The 17,330-nt window shown below is 38.7% G+C and carries 18 protein-coding genes and 1 pseudogene; 5 read left to right on the top strand and 14 right to left on the bottom strand.

The window, feature by feature from the left end:
* From NYE92_RS07160 to NYE92_RS07195, 8 genes are all read right to left on the bottom strand, one after another.
* Positions 1–333, bottom strand: a complete 333-nt coding sequence (locus tag NYE92_RS07160; protein ID WP_259018785.1) for a hypothetical protein — start codon at positions 331–333, stop codon at positions 1–3.
* Between the two features lie 129 nt (positions 334–462).
* Complete coding sequence (locus tag NYE92_RS07165; RefSeq protein ID WP_259018786.1) at positions 463–2,667, bottom strand: beta-ketoacyl-[acyl-carrier-protein] synthase family protein; 2,205 nt, start codon at positions 2,665–2,667, stop codon at positions 463–465.
* 18 nt (positions 2,668–2,685) lie between these two features.
* The gene (locus NYE92_RS07170) at positions 2,686–3,435 is read right to left on the bottom strand and encodes an SDR family oxidoreductase (protein WP_158151116.1); all 750 of its coding nucleotides are present in this window, start codon (positions 3,433–3,435) and stop codon (positions 2,686–2,688) included.
* Positions 3,428–4,096, bottom strand: a complete 669-nt coding sequence (locus tag NYE92_RS07175) for a hypothetical protein (protein WP_210483647.1) — start codon at positions 4,094–4,096, stop codon at positions 3,428–3,430. Before NYE92_RS07175 ends, NYE92_RS07170 begins: the two co-directional genes overlap by 8 nt.
* 106 nt (positions 4,097–4,202) lie before the next feature.
* Positions 4,203–4,487, bottom strand: coding sequence for an acyl carrier protein (locus tag NYE92_RS07180; protein ID WP_116219604.1), 285 nt, complete (start codon positions 4,485–4,487; stop codon positions 4,203–4,205).
* A gap of 1,221 nt (positions 4,488–5,708) precedes the next feature.
* Positions 5,709–5,927 carry a hypothetical protein gene (locus NYE92_RS07185; RefSeq protein WP_116219603.1) on the bottom strand — a complete coding sequence of 73 codons (219 nt, stop codon included), beginning with the start codon at positions 5,925–5,927 and terminating at the stop codon, positions 5,709–5,711.
* 51 nt (positions 5,928–5,978) lie between these two features.
* Positions 5,979–6,116, bottom strand: a complete 138-nt coding sequence (locus NYE92_RS07190; protein WP_158151111.1) for a hypothetical protein — start codon at positions 6,114–6,116, stop codon at positions 5,979–5,981.
* Between the two features lie 58 nt (positions 6,117–6,174).
* Positions 6,175–7,080 carry a LysR family transcriptional regulator gene (locus tag NYE92_RS07195; RefSeq protein ID WP_116219602.1) on the bottom strand — a complete coding sequence of 302 codons (906 nt, stop codon included), beginning with the start codon at positions 7,078–7,080 and terminating at the stop codon, positions 6,175–6,177.
* A gap of 159 nt (positions 7,081–7,239) precedes the next feature.
* On the opposite strand from NYE92_RS07195, the pseudogene NYE92_RS07200 reads away from it, so the two are divergent.
* Positions 7,240–7,967 (top strand): annotated as a pseudogene (locus tag NYE92_RS07200) (transposase); the annotation flags it as partial.
* A gap of 549 nt (positions 7,968–8,516) precedes the next feature.
* Here NYE92_RS07200 and NYE92_RS07205 read toward each other — a convergent pair.
* Positions 8,517–8,780, bottom strand: a complete 264-nt coding sequence (locus NYE92_RS07205; protein ID WP_116219601.1) for a hypothetical protein — start codon at positions 8,778–8,780, stop codon at positions 8,517–8,519.
* Positions 8,781–8,866: 86 nt separating this feature from the next.
* Complete coding sequence (locus tag NYE92_RS07210) at positions 8,867–9,682, bottom strand: serine protease (RefSeq protein WP_116219600.1); 816 nt, start codon at positions 9,680–9,682, stop codon at positions 8,867–8,869.
* An 88-nt stretch (positions 9,683–9,770) separates the two neighbouring features.
* Here NYE92_RS07210 and NYE92_RS07215 point away from each other — a divergent pair, with 88 nt between their 5' ends.
* The gene (locus NYE92_RS07215) at positions 9,771–10,085 is read left to right on the top strand and encodes a hypothetical protein (RefSeq protein WP_116219599.1); all 315 of its coding nucleotides are present in this window, start codon (positions 9,771–9,773) and stop codon (positions 10,083–10,085) included.
* Between the two features lies 1 nt (position 10,086).
* On the opposite strand, the gene NYE92_RS07220 is transcribed toward NYE92_RS07215, so the two are convergent.
* Positions 10,087–10,875 carry a DUF4225 domain-containing protein gene (locus tag NYE92_RS07220; protein WP_116219598.1) on the bottom strand — a complete coding sequence of 263 codons (789 nt, stop codon included), beginning with the start codon at positions 10,873–10,875 and terminating at the stop codon, positions 10,087–10,089.
* 82 nt (positions 10,876–10,957) lie between these two features.
* Here NYE92_RS07220 and NYE92_RS07225 point away from each other — a divergent pair, with 82 nt between their 5' ends.
* From NYE92_RS07225 to NYE92_RS07235, 3 genes are all read left to right on the top strand, one after another.
* Complete coding sequence (locus NYE92_RS07225) at positions 10,958–11,440, top strand: type VI secretion system tube protein Hcp (protein WP_259018788.1); 483 nt, start codon at positions 10,958–10,960, stop codon at positions 11,438–11,440.
* Between the two features lie 87 nt (positions 11,441–11,527).
* On the top strand, positions 11,528–12,334 hold the full coding sequence (locus NYE92_RS07230; protein ID WP_259018790.1) for a hypothetical protein: 807 nt from the start codon (positions 11,528–11,530) through the stop codon (positions 12,332–12,334).
* A 10-nt stretch (positions 12,335–12,344) separates the two neighbouring features.
* Positions 12,345–12,803: a hypothetical protein gene (locus tag NYE92_RS07235; RefSeq protein WP_259018792.1), complete on the top strand. Its 459-nt coding sequence runs from the start codon at positions 12,345–12,347 to the stop codon at positions 12,801–12,803.
* Between the two features lie 74 nt (positions 12,804–12,877).
* Here the strand turns inward: NYE92_RS07235 and NYE92_RS07240 are convergent, their stop codons facing one another.
* From NYE92_RS07240 to NYE92_RS07250, 3 genes are all read right to left on the bottom strand, one after another.
* On the bottom strand, positions 12,878–16,045 hold the full coding sequence (locus NYE92_RS07240) for an SIR2 family protein (RefSeq protein WP_259018793.1): 3,168 nt from the start codon (positions 16,043–16,045) through the stop codon (positions 12,878–12,880).
* A 339-nt stretch (positions 16,046–16,384) separates the two neighbouring features.
* Positions 16,385–16,804: a hypothetical protein gene (locus NYE92_RS07245; protein ID WP_259018795.1), complete on the bottom strand. Its 420-nt coding sequence runs from the start codon at positions 16,802–16,804 to the stop codon at positions 16,385–16,387.
* Positions 16,805–16,899: 95 nt separating this feature from the next.
* Positions 16,900–17,319, bottom strand: a complete 420-nt coding sequence (locus NYE92_RS07250; protein ID WP_083069128.1) for a hypothetical protein — start codon at positions 17,317–17,319, stop codon at positions 16,900–16,902.
* Positions 17,320–17,330 lie beyond the last annotated feature (11 nt).

A 17,330-nucleotide genomic window follows, 5' to 3' on the forward strand; every position in this document is an offset into this window, starting at 1 on the left:
TCATTGCGCTTTAATGTAACTGACTTTAAGTATTTTACCTGCATCGTTTTTGACAGTGCAAACAACCTTATCCACACGGTCGTTGACTTTCACAATAACTTTTTCGTTTGGCAGGACCGTCTTGTAAAATCGTGCATTATCAATTGCGGAAATATCATCCACGCCTGTTTTTAGCAGATGGTCATAGATAGTATCTAATAATAGTACGCCCGGAACTATAGGATTAGTAGGAAAATGCCCCTCAAAAAAAACACAGTCGCTGTGAAATAACATTGAGAATATTCCATTTGAGGCTGTGTCAATAACAGCCCCATGCGTATTTTTGTGGCTCATAATACACTTCCTCTCAAGGACATTTGATATTTGCTAAGAAACAGAATGTTAATGAAAAGGCGACGGAACGCTTCACTTTTCTCAATGGAACGAAATATACGCACTGCCTCCCCTTTTCTTTATTAAACGCTATTTCGTCTGATTGTCATGGCTTGAGATTATGCATGCACCCACATTAGAGGACAAATCAATCGCTATTACCATTACGTGACACTTGGCGCCTGTCGAAATCATCTCAGTTGCGTCAACAATATGCGTCATAAAGCCGGATGAGAGTCTATTATCTTTATTACTTTCCACAGCAAGATGAGGGTGGTATTGGCTCAATACCTGTTTGACCCCATCGACAATGCTACTGTCCATCAACGCATTTGATACGAGGCAATGATCTATTTCATTAAAACTTATACAGGCTTCTTCAAGGGACTCGAGGATAAGCCGCTCCAGCAGGCGATGGAACCGTTTATCATTCCTAAGCACTAGCCCGTTCCATGATGAATGAAGCATGCTGCGAATCCATGCTGCGGGCGCGTAATCACTGCTGGAAAGTTGCTGCCTGCCAGAAAGGAGAAGGGCCGCACTTCCTTTAGACATTACATAGTCTGCTCCGGCAAAAACGTGATCGACAAGATCTTCCTGAACCGGTGTCACATCGTCACTTGAACAGGCAATCATAAAGTCCTGCCTACCCTTTCTAAGAAGATCCACAGTATATTCGAACGCCGCTGTCGGGCTACACACTACTGTTGAATGACCAATTAACTTGTGTGCAATAGAGACCTGACCACAGGTTGCGCTCACAATATGTCCCGGAAAGTGACGCGCACTTGCATACCTGGGATCACCATCATAAATCGACGTAAGGTAACTTTCCAGACAGCGTTGTGGGCGCAGTGAGTTGCCAGTAATGACCCCTGCACGGGCATTACTGTTTAAGACCTGCTCAAAACCCTTCACCACATCACCTACTGACTCGATACAGTATTTAATTTCTGGTGAGTCGCGTTTAAACCTCTTATTTTGCAGATGAAGTTGACACTCTTCTCTCACAACTCCAGTTTTGGCACCAATAATCGTTTTTACCATCCCGTCATTCGCACTTGCTTTCACAATAGGTATGGCTGACCGGGTATATTTGACCGGCCGTTCATTCGCTCGTTTAGTCACAATAACGGAACTGTTACTGCCACCAAATCCAAAACTGTTTGCCAGGACGGTACGGACTTTTTCGGCCGGGTAATCCCTGTAGTTGAGGTTTATGGGACTGCACCCTGCCCGCAGTTCTCTCAGGTTGTTATTTTCTGGCGTGATGCCCCTATCCAGCAGGGACAAAACACTGATCAACTCTATGATGCCAGAAGCGCCTAACGTGTGGCCGTAAAATGGCTTCATGACACTGACTGGCACATCAAGACCAAATAGTTTCTCGTAAGCTTTTGACTCAGGAATATCATTTGCGCCGGTACCGGTAGCATGTGCTGAAATCAAATCGACGTCATTTCTGCTCAGGCCTGCATCCATTAATGCAGCATCGATGGCCTGTGCAGCACCCGCTCCATTCGGCTCTGGAGATGTTTCGTGATACGCATCGCTGGAAGCCCCGTAACCAGTGACTAACCACTTATTATTAACGCTATCTTTGCTTTTGGTGAGTATAAGTATGCCCGCGCCTTCACCTAAATTAATTCCTTTAGGTTCAGAAAATGGCGCACATCGGCCTTCATTCAACGCACTCAGGCTGTTGAAACCAGCTACGACGGGAAGATCGATACAGTCAGAACCACCACAGATCACCAAATCCGCTTTATCGGTATGAAGGAGATCTGTCGCTATCCCTATTGCCGTTAGGCTCGACGAGCAGGCGGAAGAGATAACAATTTTCTTCCCTTGTATATTGTAACGAGCAGCAATCGCGTTGCCACAATGCGATAACATTGAAGACATCAGTTCGCTATACGATACGCAGTCCTGCTCATTGTTTAGCACTTTATTGAACATTTTTGAGTAGCTATCAGTGCCGGAATTATAGCTGCCTAAAACGACAGAGACGCGACGCATATCGTATTCAGCCAGGGTGATTCCTGAGTTTTTGATAGCGGCTTCCGTGGCTCTCAGCGCGAAAATGGAGGCATTATTCACCCAGCCTTGCTTTCCGAAAGATTCCGTGCTTTTTTTATCAAAGACGGACACCGTAGCATTCTTAATTCCCAATTCATTGTATTCAGAGTTGTTAATTAACCGATGATGATCAGAGCAAAAACGAGTTAACTCGTCTAAATCATTAACAGGTGGGGTATAGATCCCCATACCTGAAACTACAATTGAATATTTCATTATCTCGCCTTATTAACTCTAACAAAACTTCCCACCATCTATATGGAGTACCTGACCAGTCATGTAATGACAGATATCGCTGCACAATAATTGAACGATTGAACTCACGTCTTTTACAGAGCCTGTTCGCTTTAATGCTGATACCTGTAGAACATGGGAATAGGTGCTTTCAGGAAGATTCTGAGTCATATCAGTCTCGATGTAGCCTGGTGCAACGGCATTCACAAATATATTGTAACTGCCGAGCGTTCTTGCACATAAGCGAGTAAATCCATTCACTCCTGCTTTTGTCACGCTATAGGCGACCTGGCCTGCATTCCCACATAAAGAGGTGTTAGATGATATGTTAACAATTCGTCCGGGTTCATCATTACTGGTCGACTTTTTCAAAGAAGGTACCGCCGCCAGCGTCATGTTCATCACGCCTTGAAGGTTGGTCGATAACACAGCTTTGTTCTCTGCTTCGTCGCAATTGACGAATTGTTTACTCAGCGTTACTCCGGCATTATTAACCAGAATATTAATCGTCCCGTACTCACGTTCAACTGCTTCGACGACTGACTGACACATGTGAAAGTCCTGGACATCTAACTTATGAACGGAACAAGTTACATTGCTGTCTTCCAGCATCTGCCTGACCTGTTCTGCGCTTTGGGCATCGCGTGTATACGTTAATGCTATGTGGGTATTTTCTGAGGCGAGATCTCTGCAAATCTCTCGTCCGATACCTCTTCCTCCTCCAGTAATGAGGACGACCTTCTTAGACATAGTCAACCACTCCATTTCCTAACCGTATAGTCGCCCCATTAATTGGGAAGTTATTTTCAATCATCGATAAAATGAATTTAGAAACATCTGAATAGCAATTTGACTTATATTTCAACGCATAGTTTTTTAAAAGATCCTTACCCTGCCTGTTGAGACTTAGCTCCTTTAATTCAGGCTGAATAACTAGCGAGTTGAAAACCATATTGTACCGCGAATATTCTTTTGCCAGGGATTTAGACATTGATATTACGGATTGATTGTATGTGGGTGAGCTATCATTAGTATCCAGATAACCAAACGAATCATCTTTTAATAAAAAGAAAAACCTGGAGCTATCTAATTTCATGTTAGTCAATACTATCTGCTTCAAAACTCGCATTAAATAGTTTATATCATCAACTAATTTTCCTGAGAAGAATTCATTACTGTTATGGCTGGCATCACCATTAAAAATGGACCTTAGCCATTCCTCTTCATTAAACCTTAAATCAACAATGATGTTTTCATATACGAGGCTATGTGTTTCCAGTTTCTTTATCAGGTCTTCCTTCACATCATCACTATCATTCAATGAAAACAAATCGAGGCCGTTTTCAGTGAGATTATCTTTTAAGCAATCAACGATTGCTGATTGATAATTATTTAAAATCAGTGTTTTCATGTTATCGGGCACTATCTGCGGTTTAAACAATCAGCCCACATGGCGCTTAGGGCGTGGAATAGTATTCATTTTCAACTAACTTGAATAATTTTCTGTAGAATTACTCTCATCGAGCAGCACATTTATCAAAAACTAATTCAGCCAGAGTCAACGGAGATTGACAGTGTTTTTCCATCAATTCATGGGTGATTTCCCCAAGATCAATACTGTATTCTTTTTGGATGCCAACAAAAATGTCCAGAACATCGACAGAATCTAAAGCCAAACCTTCTTCAGTCAATAGAGGGGTGTCATCTTTAATGTCTGACAATTCATGTCCCCACTCACTTAGTTCGAGATCTTCAAAGATAATCTTTTCTTTAATATGGTTGATTACTTCATTTATATTCATATTTATCCTCAGTCTTTTAGGTAAATAGAACGTTTACCTATTCTTTAAGCAATTAGTAAATCCATCAATTCAATGTGCGTCTACTATGAAGTGTAATATTTCTGTCACCTCACAGAGTAATTGGTATGATTGAACGAAGATTTTTCAGGGGTGGTAACTTTATATTTTTGCGACGTAGCTTATTTTTCTACAGATACTCGAAAAATTCACGACCAACATGAGAAAGTTAAAGAATTACACACTGGAGGATGCAAAGCGAACGGCTTCTTTACGGCGGACGAACTGGGTCCAGTTTCCTTCGGTCAATGACCTGTTATTCTCTTTACGACGATCCTTTTTGAGTTTCCTCAACAGACTTCGGTTAGCAACATCACGCAAATCCGTACCGGAATGGTTCAATGGAGGAGAAGACAATTTACTGAACAATATCTTCTTTTCCGCAACGACCTTACTCTCAGGAATGTTCCAATTGTAACAGCAAGAGCGATCGGCGCATTGGACTAACGCAGCATATAAATACTTATTGTCAACGGAGCCAAAATATTTAATTCGAAGAATGCGTGAAGACGGGGAAATCTCACTACCGGGCTCAATGGGGATATCTGGTGTAATTGATGTCAGATAGACGATTCGTAGGACCATGCTAACGCACTCCCTGCTAGAAATTCATGTATATGCAGCATACATAGGGGCACCTGGCAGTGCCCATGCCGCTTCTTTGGTTTTAGGTCTCGAAACGGTCGCGACCGGGATATACCGTTTTTTCCCGTCCCTTTCGGTAACGGTCTGCGCCTTCGGTGATAGCGCCGTATTTAGTTAGGGCATGTTTAACTTCCCCCCTGCGCCCCTCTCGGCGCTTTGGGACTACAACTCGCGTTAAAAGCGTATCAACGCAGGTTGCCAGTTGCAATTCGGTTTTCTACATTTTGCAGATCTAACTACATGTACAGCATCGCTATTTAACACTAATTACTCAGCTAAATTTATATACACATTATATATACGGATATTTTAGCAAAATTTAAAAACACATTTCAAAATTGATATTAGATATATAAGAAATCACAGTACACTTATCCGGCCTCGTTTGCGCCTGACCAGGCCAAGGATTTTTACAGCCTGTAATCCTTTAACACAGAAAAGGGTCTACCGCTACTCTGTTCGCTAGCAACGGGAGGCAAACGCCTCCCGTTTCCGCGCTCTACTCATCATCGCTAATGATCATCTGGCTGATTTTAACGCCAATAGCTCTGTCGCTGTGCTGGCCTGAATGCACTGCATCACATCAGTTGAAAGATTCAAATTTTCGCTGATGAGCAGTACCTGCTGCTCTTTAGCATTAAAAATAACTGCTATTTTATTTAAATCCCATTTAGGATGGGGATTAACAGATTTATCAGATCGACCTGGATATTTATTCTCTTCCCGCCAGCTTTGCATCTTCCGTCCCTGCACTAATATGTCCCTTTCGGCAAGCAGTACTGCGTATTGTTAACTTAACTGTTTGCCTTTTGAAGAACACAGGTCACCAGTACTGGCTGAAGATGCAATTCCGGCATAAATATATTGTACCCCTGCAATGTTCAGGCCAGTCACATTACCACCGATAATCAGGATGTCTTGTTCCATAACCTGATACACCTGTGACCGATATTTTATGCGGCGTATAACAAAACATTTAGCCAAGCTAAACAATTGATTTTTTTTTATCAGGGTATAACTCTTGGTTAATCACTCTGAGCTGATTACGTAACTGTATGCAAAGGTAATCGACAAATTTATGCGTGACAGGGCTGAGAGAGACATCAGCGCGGCGCAGCAGGTAGAGGTCAATTTTCATTGGCGGTGAAATCGGATGGATCATCTCCGGGGTCAGATTATGGCGGGCGGTGAAAATGTCGGTGATACTGCATCCTACTCCACGTTTGACAAACTCTGTCGCCATGTAGCAGGTTTCCACATTCAACCGTGTCGTGGAAAAATCACGGCGAGTGGCGATGAAGGTAGAAAGTGTGTCGGGACCCGGAGAAATCCAGCGCTGCTGATCGATGTTTTCAATCTCGACTGCACCCTGCCGATAATCTTTGTCAACATAAACTAGTGGTACTTCGGCTATCAGCGTGGCCATGATTTCACCCTGCTGAACAGGCTGTAGAGTTAGGGCAAGATCGATTTCACGCAGGTCCAGTTTTTTGACCAGTGTCTCAGTATGTTCGGTAGTTAATGTCATTACCAGATTGCTGTTCTGTTGGTAGAAATCAGAGGCGAGTTCCGGTACCAGGCTTAAACCCAAGCAGGGTAAACAGCCCAAGGTGAATTTCGCACGAGGATCGCGGGCCAGGTTATCAGCCAATAAACGCAGGTTATCTAAATCCTGATAGATACTCTGGGCTTTTTCGAAAAGTGCGAGCGCTTCGCTGCTGGGTAATAGCTTGCCGCGCACCCGCTGAAAAAGCTTGAAGCCGAGCACCTGTTCCGCACTTTTCAGCGACTTGCTGGCAGCCGGCTGAGAGATGTTCAATGCTTCTGCCGCACGTGAAAGCGATCCGCATGTCATCACGGCGTAAAAGATTTCCAGATGGCGAAATTTCATAGACTATTAACTCAGGGTTATGGACCACGAAAAAAAACCATTTTATAACAAAAATATTACCTTTATGTAGCCCCCTGAAATGTAAGCATCCCGGTAAAACGAACCATTCACTTTTAGAGATCTTCCGACATACTGATTATGTCCTCTGAGGAGATCGCCATGCGTAAAGCCCGATTCACCGACCACCAGATCATTGCCGTTCTGAAGTCCTTCGAAGCCGGACGTACCGTCAAGGATGTCTGCCGTGAAGCCGGGATCTCTGAGGCTTCGTACTACAACTGGAAAGCGAAGTTTGGCGGGATGGAAGCCTCTGATATCAAAAAGATGAAAGACCTTGAGGATGAAAACCGTCGCCTCAAACAGATGTTTGCGGACCTGAGTCTCGAGTGCCGTGCACTGAAAGACGTTATTGAAAAAAAGCTTTAAAACCAGCGATAAAGCGGGAGCTCGTCAGCTATCTGACGGCCCAATTCGCCATGAGCATCCGCCAGTCCTGCAGGACATTATCGCTGAGCAGGACGGTCTATGTTTACCAGCCCGATACCCGGCGCGATGAACCAGTGATCCAGGTGCTGACTGAGCTGGCAGAGCGCTACCCACGATATGGTTTTAAGAAGTTGTTCCAGTTGCTGCGCAGGCAGGGTAACACCTGGAATCATAAACGTGTTCACCGGATTTACTACCTGCTGAAACTGAATTTTCGCCGTAAGGGAAAACAGCGCCTGCCGGTGCTTAATCCGGCTCCGCTGGCGACTCCGGAAGCGCTTAACCAGAGCTGGTCAATCAATTTTATGCACGATGTCCTGGTGTGCGGCAGACGCTTCCGGACCTTCAACGTAGTGGATGATTTTAACCGCGAAGCACTGGCGATCGAAATTGACCTGAATAACCTGAAACCGGAAGAGTACCGGCTGATGGCCGAAAAACAGGAAACTTCAAAAAGTGCGTGGAACTAAAACGGGTGTGCTTACATTAGCACCAGGGAACCATACAAAAAAAATAAAAAACCAGAAGCCTTTCACAGGCCTGTCCGGTTTGTATAGAGATTAGGTAATGAGTTACAATCAGACTATTGTAAGACAAATGAATGACGCTCATTATGAACAAAATGTAACTCGAAGAAATGCCTGTAAAAGAAGGGCTTACACCAAAGCAAGTCTCTGTGATACGTCAGCATGCTGAGAAAGACGGTTATCCTTATCCTTGGCTCCTTTCACAGTTAAAGAAAAGATTCATAGTTGCAATGATATTAATAGCAATCCTTCTCACTGGACTCATTTATATCATTCGCAGTGGTACAAAAGAAAACCTTGTTTCGTATTCAATCACGCTTATAGCAGGCTTCACAATTCTTTATTCCTTTGAAGCTTGCATACAAAGCATTTAAATTTTTGAGAAAGCACTCTCATGTTTTATAAAGTCGATAATAAACATTTTCATTTTTTCAATCGAAGAATCGCACCGCCTATTGCAATACATTCACCACTAGAGACATCTATATAATATTTTATTGGATTAGGCATACTTTCCATCATCCACGGAAGTTCTTCAGAAAACTTCAAGTCAGAGGTTGAAATAAGCCAAACAGATTTACCATTTAGCGACGTTCTCTCGGTCTCATGAAAGCGTTCATCCCAACCAGAATCATTTTTAATTGCATATTCTTTTGCAATTCTAATGGCTTCTTTTTCTGTTATCATATCTGAACTACCCTTCAATGCTATGTTATAAGATATCCCGTTTTATACTAGGGGATATCTTGATACACAACAAATATTCAAATTATCTAAACAATCGCATTTTCTAAATATGAATTAATTTCATCAGCAAAGTCGATAAATGTTGATCCAACTAAAAAATCACCTCTTTTAGGTCTATGTTCTTTAAATATACCTACAGCTTTAAGAGCTATATCTCCACTCTTTTTATTAATAATCATCTGTGCAATTACACTTCCGCTCATACCTGCAAGAGAAGTAATTGTTTTATTTGTACTTGCATCTTCAAAAATAACATTCCTTTCTTTACCATCAGCAACAAAATGGAAGTAAATATCTTCGCTTTCTCTTTCATACAAAAAATTATGAAAATTTATATTTAGGGGATACAAGCCTTTCTCTGGACGCATTTTATGCAGTTTGTTAGCTTTTGATGGATATCCAATGATAATAAATGAGGATGTTTTCTCATATCTTTCATTATCGCATTGATTGTCGAAAACCATGCTTTGAGGTATCTCTTTCATTATTTTTTCAGGTATAGGAATAATGGCGTAATCTTGTTTGTCATTGAAGTAAACCTCTAAATGCTCAAATTTAAACTTCTTCCCATCAATTGAAATGAAAGAAAAATCACTCTTTTGCATATCTTTTACTACGTGGGAGGCAGTAACAATGCATGGCATATTACCTCTTAACAGGCAGAGGAAACCACTGCCAATCAGAAAAGCCTCTTGTTTACGATGTGGTTGAGTAATAAAAAATGAAACAAGTGCGCTTAGCCATTTAGAAGATAATTCAGTGGATTTATTTTCCTCAACCCACATTGGGGACCAGTGAATAATAGAAGGATAAGGATAAATTAATTTCGAGTCTTCTAACATTTTCATCTCCTTTGTATAGATTTTTTTGCTGGTATTAACTAGGTAAAATGAGTTATGATCGATATAAACACACAGTCTTGGTGGATTTATGAACATCTTTGAACTTGAAAAAAAGCTTGCTGAAAAAGGTTTTAATGCAAAAGATATTTCAGCTCTAAGAATGCAAGCCGAAAAAAGTGGGACTACGTATCCAGCTTTGCTTAAAGAACTTAGTATTCGTTTTATAGTCGCCTCAATACTTGTTATCATCCTCGCTATTGTTTGGGTATATACGCTTGCATACAAAGATAACCTCGCAATCATCTCTTACTCAATAACAATGCTAATCATAGCCCCGATTTTCTACATTTTTACCCCAATGAAATTAGGCTACAAAGCATTTCGATATTCGAGAAACAAATGATTTATTTTTTATTATCGTATATTGATTTTAAAGCCGAATAGTCATTATATATTTCCACTCCTAATTCAAAGCGGCTCATATCTTTGATACCCCTAACGAAGTCGGAGTTCACGTAGTAGAAAAGTCGAAATGTTTCAGGTTTTCTTATCAGCCTAAACATGCCATAGGCAGAGAGAGCAAGATCCATACTACTGTAAGCAATTTCACCTGTTTTTTGATCAAAGCCTAAGAACTTGGCTGCTCCAATGTAACCATCTTTTAAGAATCCCTGGGCGTCTTTTTTTCCTGTAATAACATTCATTACCCCCTCCTGTACGCCATTCACTCCATGTAGTGTGAGCATCGCACCAAATCCAACACCTATTATATTCCCGGTTGCAGCTGAAGCGGCCATGACTCCAAACCCTGCCACTACCTGTAACCCACTCAGCACGACCCCTACACCATTGATTACATATCCCCAGGAATCACCTTGCTGAACGAACTTCACTGAAGCATGCAATGCTGCCTGGCCAGTCCGAAGAAGCTGATCTTGTCTCATGAGATTACGATGTTCTTCTTTCAGATTTTGTATACATTGCTGGCATTCTTCATCTGGGGCACCTGAACGGATAGTATCCATTTGTGCATTAACAAAAATCTTCACTTCATCCTGAAACTGAATCCTGTTGTAACCATCAGACAGGTGAATCAAAGAGACGTGATTTGTCGTACTAAGTAGCTGGTTTGCCTCAGCATGAGCCATAGTCAGAAAGTAATCCTTGAATCGGTCTGGTTTCCAGTAGTCCATGGCTGTGCCTTTATGTCATTATACGTATCGTTAAGTTTATTTAATCAGATTCCCCATCACAGGGAAAGCAAAAGGACCAGCTATGAGTACAGATCTCTTCTTAAAAATTGATGGCATTACAGGTGAATCACAGGACAGTAACCATAAAGGCTGGATTGCTATTGAATCTTTCACATGGGGCGCGAACCAGCCAGGGAACATGACAGTTGGAGGCGGAGGTGGTGCAGGAAAGGTTCAGTATCGTGATCTCTCAGTTCAGACGCTCATAGACAAAGCTACTCCAGCAATCATGCGCTATGTATCTAACGGCAAGCATATTGGCAAGGTAGAGCTTTCGATATGTAAGGCCGGAGGGAGTCAAATCGAGTATTGCCGCATTACGCTTGAAGACGTTCTTAGCACCAATGTGATTTTCAATGGCACTACAAATCGTGATTTGATCGGTGTCTCATATCAGTTCCAGGCTTCAAAAGTTAAAACTCAGTATTGGGAGCAATCTGCAAGCGGTGGCAAGGGTGCTGAAACACAGTCAGGTTGGGACATCAAAGGTAATAAAGAAATCTGAATCAAAACTGTTTTAAGATCTCTTCTTAGAAATTGTATTACTTAAGTTAAATTTTAATCTATTCTACAAAAATATAAGGTCCTTATCATGCTTGACGGCTTAGCTTATATACCTCCTGTATTAAAAACAGCAAATGCTATTTTTACATCCAGAAAAATGATTTTATCCAAAGTTAGTAGTTGTATTGGATTCGCTATGAGTTCGAAAATAATTGTAACAGGAATGGCAGGTGCAGGAAAATCTTATCTTTTCGAATCTTTAGTGCAAGAATACAAGGGAAAAAAAATGAAAAGACCTGGCCAATCAGTAAAAGGAGAAGATCATTTTTTATATCTAGGCAACGGCTTAATGCCCAAAAAAATAACTATTATTCCGGGGCAAAACATGGCTGTTTCAACAGAATTGCAAAAGGAAAAAATTGATAAAAACGATAACCTTCAAGGAGTTATACATGTAATGGATTTTGGATATAATACTCCTCGTGATACATTTACAGTAAACAACTACGAAGCAAAGGGGATTTATACTTTTGAAGCACTAAGAGAGTACAATTTAACTTCAGAAATTAATTACCTAAGCGATTTAATCGATAGATTCGAAAAACTAATAGTCAAACCTAAATGGTTTTGCTTAGTCCTTGCAAAAACAGACTTATACAAATCATCAGATGCAATTAAGTTTTATCAAAGCAATAATAAATTTAATGAAATACTTGCTAAAATCAACAGGATCTTTTCTTCAGACCGCATTGCATTATTTTTACCTACGTGTAGTGATATATCATCTTTATCTTACGGAAGAAAACGTATAAACCCTATTTATGTTAAAAACCATACAGAGTCACTCAATATGCTTATTGCTGTAATTTCAACAATAGAAATGATCGACTACTAAGGAGATAACGATGAATAAAAATGAGCTGCCTAATGATTTTTCTAATCACCAAAGTAAATTTAAGCAATCCTTCACAGAGCTATCAACGCTTATTGACATGGCAGTTTCTATGCAGAGTGATATTACAAAGCAGAAAAAGGAAATGAGTAAAATGATTTTTACTTTATCCATTTTAGTATACCTATCATTTATGTTTCTATTTGTTTTTAATTTCTACAAGTTAGACTCTTTTCGTTCAGAAACTTCTTTGGGTGTTATCACTATTACGTTAACTTTTATAATAGGTGTAGCTTCATTCTCGCTATATAGAATAAAAAACATAATGAGAGAAATCAAAATTGAAAGAGCTGCAATGCAAGAATTAATGGAAGTAATCTTTAACTTTAGAAAAGTAATTCCAAGAAGTACAATTAATGTAGTGGAAATGACAATATTGGATTTAAAACTAAAAAGACTTAGGTTTTATTGAAACTCATGAAAATGTAACACTAACCTTAATTTTAGCGTTAGTGTTACATATAATTTAATCCTTACTGAAAGGGACTATTCAATCAGATTTTCTTGAATAGTATTTCTTAAAACCTTAATCCTAACGCGCGCGTATTTTATTAAATCATTCAAGTAATCGTCATTCAGTTTCATTTCAATAACATTAAGAAGGTCTGCATATTTTTGCTCTGACTCATGATCGTTTTTTAAACGCCAAACAAACGAACTGTATCTAAATAATTTAATTAAACTTTCATTGTCTTTTCTGTCTACAAAAACTGCCCATAAAATTCTATGTGTTTTTTGAAGAAGAATATCAATTCTTTGTGAATAAAAATAAGAATAAGCAATACAAAGTATATTAATGTCTGCGTCTTTGATGCAATCAACCATATTCCTGTCAAGATAAGAAATATTCCTCTCAACTATCACATTGTAAGTAGAATATGTATCATTTAAATTCATTAAAGCAGAGTTTAATAACTTGTCATTTTCTTCATGGTCATCCTGATACCTTGATATTAAAATAGCTGCCTGACTTTTAACCACCTTAAAACCATATCGTTCTGATTTCCTTAATACTTTTTTTAGTTGTTGAATTCTGGAAACGTCAGATGAATTTTTTGCCAAAATTAGTTCAGCATGAACAAATGTAGAAGAATTTGTAGCACTCGATTTTTTGACTTCTTCTGCATAAGTTGTAGCTTCTGCTTCATAACCGGTCATGTTATCGTAAGCTAAAGCAATTTGTAACTTGCAAAATGCTATTTCCTGATCCTTAAATAAACTTGGCTGTTTTAATGCAAGTAACATTTCATCGACCGATTCTTTTTTATAGCTAAGCATTCTTAACCCTTTAGCTAAAGAATAATGCAATCTCCCAAGTTGGATTATTTCAGAAGAATCTTTCATTAGTGCTTTAATTTCTGTAGCTGAAAATATTAGATCTTTATAACGCTCATTATTCTCTAAGAACTGAAAAAATGCCAAAGCTAAATTAAAGGTAGCCTTAATTTCTCTACGCATATCTTTTTCAACTGCGTGCCTGAGGTATGCAGATATAAGTATATGCGCATTACCAGGCCCGGATTTACTAACATCTTGTAAATACCTCAAAGAAGACTGATTGAACTTAATATCACCACTTATCCACATATCACCAAAAGTTAGGTCAAGATATTTTCTAACAATTGAATGGTACTCGTCGTTTTCAATCCCCTGCCTTATATAAATGCCAACTAAAGGATTTATAACATGAACAGGTTCTTTTTCTTTTAATCCTTTTTCACTTAATACTATTATTTTTTCCGACGTAGTTGTAAGACCACAAGCAGAAATATCTAGAAAATCTGATATAGAAAAAGGTGAATTACCATTAAATCTTTTAAGTCTAGAGTAGGTATCTCCATATTGAAGAATAGAAAGTATTTTCAACAGCTCATAATGTCTTGTTGAATTTTTCTTTGTGATAAAACTTAATAATGACTCCTTCAGGTGAGGTGGAATTGGATCATCATCTTTAAATTCATCAAGATCTATTTTTTGGTTATACTCATCTTCCAAAAGACTCTCAATACCAACAACTTTTAACTGCCGCATTATATTATTCAACCGGGTAGGCAAACCCGATGATAATCGGACTATTGAATCAAAATAAGATTGCGCTAAAAATTCCTTTTCGCCATCAGGATGTTCCATAATATAAGATTTTACGTCAGGCTCTGATAATGGCTTTAGCGCAATTATTGGAAATTCCAATTTTGCTAAAGAAGCATCCCCACTATTTATAATTAAAACGTTCGGTATAAAGTCTAGTAGAAGGTTAATGAGCTTAAGATAATTATTGAAAATATGCTGCTTATCAAGAGAAGTTACATCTTCAAATAGTATTACAATATCATTCCATTCAGAGGCTATAACTACAAATGTATGTAGGCTATGACCAAACCTATCTTTAAACCTTCTATCTATATCATCTATGCTTTCGCAGCCTTCAATATTTACATTAAAAATTCTCTTTGAATATATAGGACTGAATTCATTTTCTTTTAAAGAATATAGAAAACCATTCCTTTCCATACCCCAATCTGCAATAATTGAAGCTACACGATGAGTTTTTATGTCATCTGCAAATTGAGACTGCTCTACGAGTCTGATGTTTCGGTGGGCAGGATAGCGTTTTAACGGCATTTGTTCGAAAACAGAACTGCTATCAATACTTTCCCCTGCCATACTTTTCTTTATTTCAGTAATTACAGTATCAAAAGCATTTTTCTTATTAGAGCTTTCATGCAAAACAACTGCAGAATTAGTAGCTGAATTAGAATTTTCACGAATCAAAGTTTCTTTAAGTTTGCTGAGGAAATAGTTGCACTCAATACCATAGTATGGTCTGAACCGCCCACGCTGATATATACTCCTGACCCCATTGAATAATTTTTCATATTTCCGTTCTACTATTTGCTCGTTGCTCTCAAAAAAAGCCCAAATTACATCTGCATTTACACTGTTGTCATAAGCTATGTCCTGAAGAGCTTCTACAAAAATGTCGTCCCAACCGCCATAGGCAATCACTACGAGAGTTGTATCTTTTAATAATCTTGATAAGGAAGACTTTAATTGGGGTCGTTTGCTTGAGAGTTGTTTAGGAGTGTGTAGCGTATCAGCCCCCTCCCAAAATCCATGTAGATGGATAACTGGAATACTGCGTGGTATATTTTCATTGAAAAACTCTAACCCACCATCACTATGGAGGATTTTGCTCATGGGAGTTACACCATGTTTTTTTAATCCTTCTTCTATTAATGGATCAAAATTTGTGGTTATTACACTTGTGATATTCACACATTGTGATGATATAATTTCACATAAACTATCCAATCCCTTTGGAATGTACCAACTCTCATTATCTTTATCATAAGCATTTAAGACAGCATTTTTAATAATATTATTCACTTCATCTTGATTTATATAGTTTTTTACAAAATCAAATCCATGTTGATAACGTTCAATAGTATTTGTTATTTTTAATTCTTCAAATTGCTCATATAGATTTTCTTTTTTTAAAGTTAGCTCAATCATTTCAACAATTTCTGATACAGTTGATACACCTAGCCTATTTGGTCCTTCTGCTGCTGATATAGGAGATCCAAGTAGAATTGTTAGAGGCTTTTTGGTTCTTGCAACAGCACTCATTAATGCTTTTTCAGATGCAACCTGCATAGGCTTTCACTCCCTTTGATAGAGATTCTAATGTAGAAATCATTTACATTTATTATATCTTAACGTCGATTAGTATAAATTTTATTTTCATGATTCACTTCACAAATCGCCATGACAAACTAACTTTGTGGGAAAATAAAAGTAACGGATTTAATCATTTAACTACAGCTTATTGAAGCATATTTCAAAATCACCAGCTTTAATATAGTTTAATTTTAGGTTTACAACCTTATTTAAATATATTTTTTAAATCCAACGTTCTACTCATTCAATTAAGGAGGCTTATTGAGAATCAAGCCCATAATTAAAAATTTAATCAACAGGTATATAACATAACTTTTAGATTCTCTTTTTTTTTCTCTTCCTTCTGGCAGTAACAACCTGATTCAGGAGTACAGCTTTCTCATACTTTACCCTTTCCTCACGATGAATATTTTCAGCCTCTTCTTCATTATCAATGGCATAGTGAATCATAAAGCGAAAGAAAAAAGTGATCTCGTGCTCATAACCAAGATGCTGAATGATTCTGGAAGAACTCGATTTTAGAGCGTTTGAAAGCATAGATATGATAGTAAAACGATCAGCGTGATCTGTTGTAGATTGTGGAAGGTAGTACTTAATGTAGTAACCGACACAGAACAGCCAGATATAGCGAATTATCTTGTCCTGTGCAAAACCTGATGTTTTTAATCTCTCAATGAACATTTGCAAAAGCAAAAGTAGCTTTTCTTCTCTTGAAAGAGCGTCTGTCTTTTTCATAGATTGCATCCTTGCAAAAATGATCAACCATCCCTTGGTTGTATATACAAGATAACATATAATTTAAATTGCGCAATATCTGCGCAACTAAATATTTAATCAGCATTCGTCTCCCTGTCTATCTTGGGCAGACCATTATTAAGTTGTTCAAAACTGATTCCGTGATTTATAGCATTAAACTGCCATACAACAAACCTTTCTTCCAGACTCCTGAGCTCTTCCGCCAGTACTTTATTTTTGAATTCGAGATTACTGATACGCTGTGAGGCCATTTTTAAATTAGCTGGCCGTTTTTCTTCATCGTTTCCAGACTTAATATTTTCCTTCTTAATATTGAAAGCCATGACAATATCTTTGTGAAGTCCCAGTGACTGACGGGTTGGTCGCTTACCAATCAGAGGTTCAAGCCTGTCACAAAGATATTCCCATGAAAGCTTACCTGACTTCTCACTGTCCCAACCTGCTATTGTGTTTTTAATTATGCTGATGTCTTTATTATCCAGATGTTTAGCCATATGATTCTCCT

This window comes from Pantoea sp. B566 (assembly GCF_024793925.1).
GTDB lineage: Bacteria > Pseudomonadota > Gammaproteobacteria > Enterobacterales > Enterobacteriaceae > Pantoea > Pantoea ananatis.

Excerpts from the sequence above, each read along its gene's own strand:
- NYE92_RS07160 (WP_259018785.1), bottom strand. The coding sequence starts at position 333 with ATGAGCCACAAAAATACGCATGGGGCTGTTATTGACACAGCCTCAAAT.
- NYE92_RS07165 (WP_259018786.1), bottom strand. The coding sequence starts at position 2,667 with ATGAAATATTCAATTGTAGTTTCAGGTATGGGGATCTATACCCCACCT.
- NYE92_RS07170 (WP_158151116.1), bottom strand. The coding sequence starts at position 3,435 with ATGTCTAAGAAGGTCGTCCTCATTACTGGAGGAGGAAGAGGTATCGGA.
- NYE92_RS07175 (WP_210483647.1), bottom strand. The coding sequence starts at position 4,096 with ATGAAAACACTGATTTTAAATAATTATCAATCAGCAATCGTTGATTGC.
- NYE92_RS07180 (WP_116219604.1), bottom strand. The coding sequence starts at position 4,487 with ATGAATATAAATGAAGTAATCAACCATATTAAAGAAAAGATTATCTTT.
- NYE92_RS07185 (WP_116219603.1), bottom strand. The coding sequence starts at position 5,927 with ATGCAAAGCTGGCGGGAAGAGAATAAATATCCAGGTCGATCTGATAAA.
- NYE92_RS07190 (WP_158151111.1), bottom strand. The coding sequence starts at position 6,116 with ATGGAACAAGACATCCTGATTATCGGTGGTAATGTGACTGGCCTGAAC.
- NYE92_RS07195 (WP_116219602.1), bottom strand. The coding sequence starts at position 7,080 with ATGAAATTTCGCCATCTGGAAATCTTTTACGCCGTGATGACATGCGGA.
- NYE92_RS07205 (WP_116219601.1), bottom strand. The coding sequence starts at position 8,780 with ATGATAACAGAAAAAGAAGCCATTAGAATTGCAAAAGAATATGCAATT.
- NYE92_RS07210 (WP_116219600.1), bottom strand. The coding sequence starts at position 9,682 with ATGTTAGAAGACTCGAAATTAATTTATCCTTATCCTTCTATTATTCAC.
- NYE92_RS07215 (WP_116219599.1), top strand. The coding sequence starts at position 9,771 with ATGAACATCTTTGAACTTGAAAAAAAGCTTGCTGAAAAAGGTTTTAAT.
- NYE92_RS07220 (WP_116219598.1), bottom strand. The coding sequence starts at position 10,875 with ATGGACTACTGGAAACCAGACCGATTCAAGGATTACTTTCTGACTATG.
- NYE92_RS07225 (WP_259018788.1), top strand. The coding sequence starts at position 10,958 with ATGAGTACAGATCTCTTCTTAAAAATTGATGGCATTACAGGTGAATCA.
- NYE92_RS07230 (WP_259018790.1), top strand. The coding sequence starts at position 11,528 with ATGCTTGACGGCTTAGCTTATATACCTCCTGTATTAAAAACAGCAAAT.
- NYE92_RS07235 (WP_259018792.1), top strand. The coding sequence starts at position 12,345 with ATGAATAAAAATGAGCTGCCTAATGATTTTTCTAATCACCAAAGTAAA.
- NYE92_RS07240 (WP_259018793.1), bottom strand. The coding sequence starts at position 16,045 with ATGCAGGTTGCATCTGAAAAAGCATTAATGAGTGCTGTTGCAAGAACC.
- NYE92_RS07245 (WP_259018795.1), bottom strand. The coding sequence starts at position 16,804 with ATGAAAAAGACAGACGCTCTTTCAAGAGAAGAAAAGCTACTTTTGCTT.
- NYE92_RS07250 (WP_083069128.1), bottom strand. The coding sequence starts at position 17,319 with ATGGCTAAACATCTGGATAATAAAGACATCAGCATAATTAAAAACACA.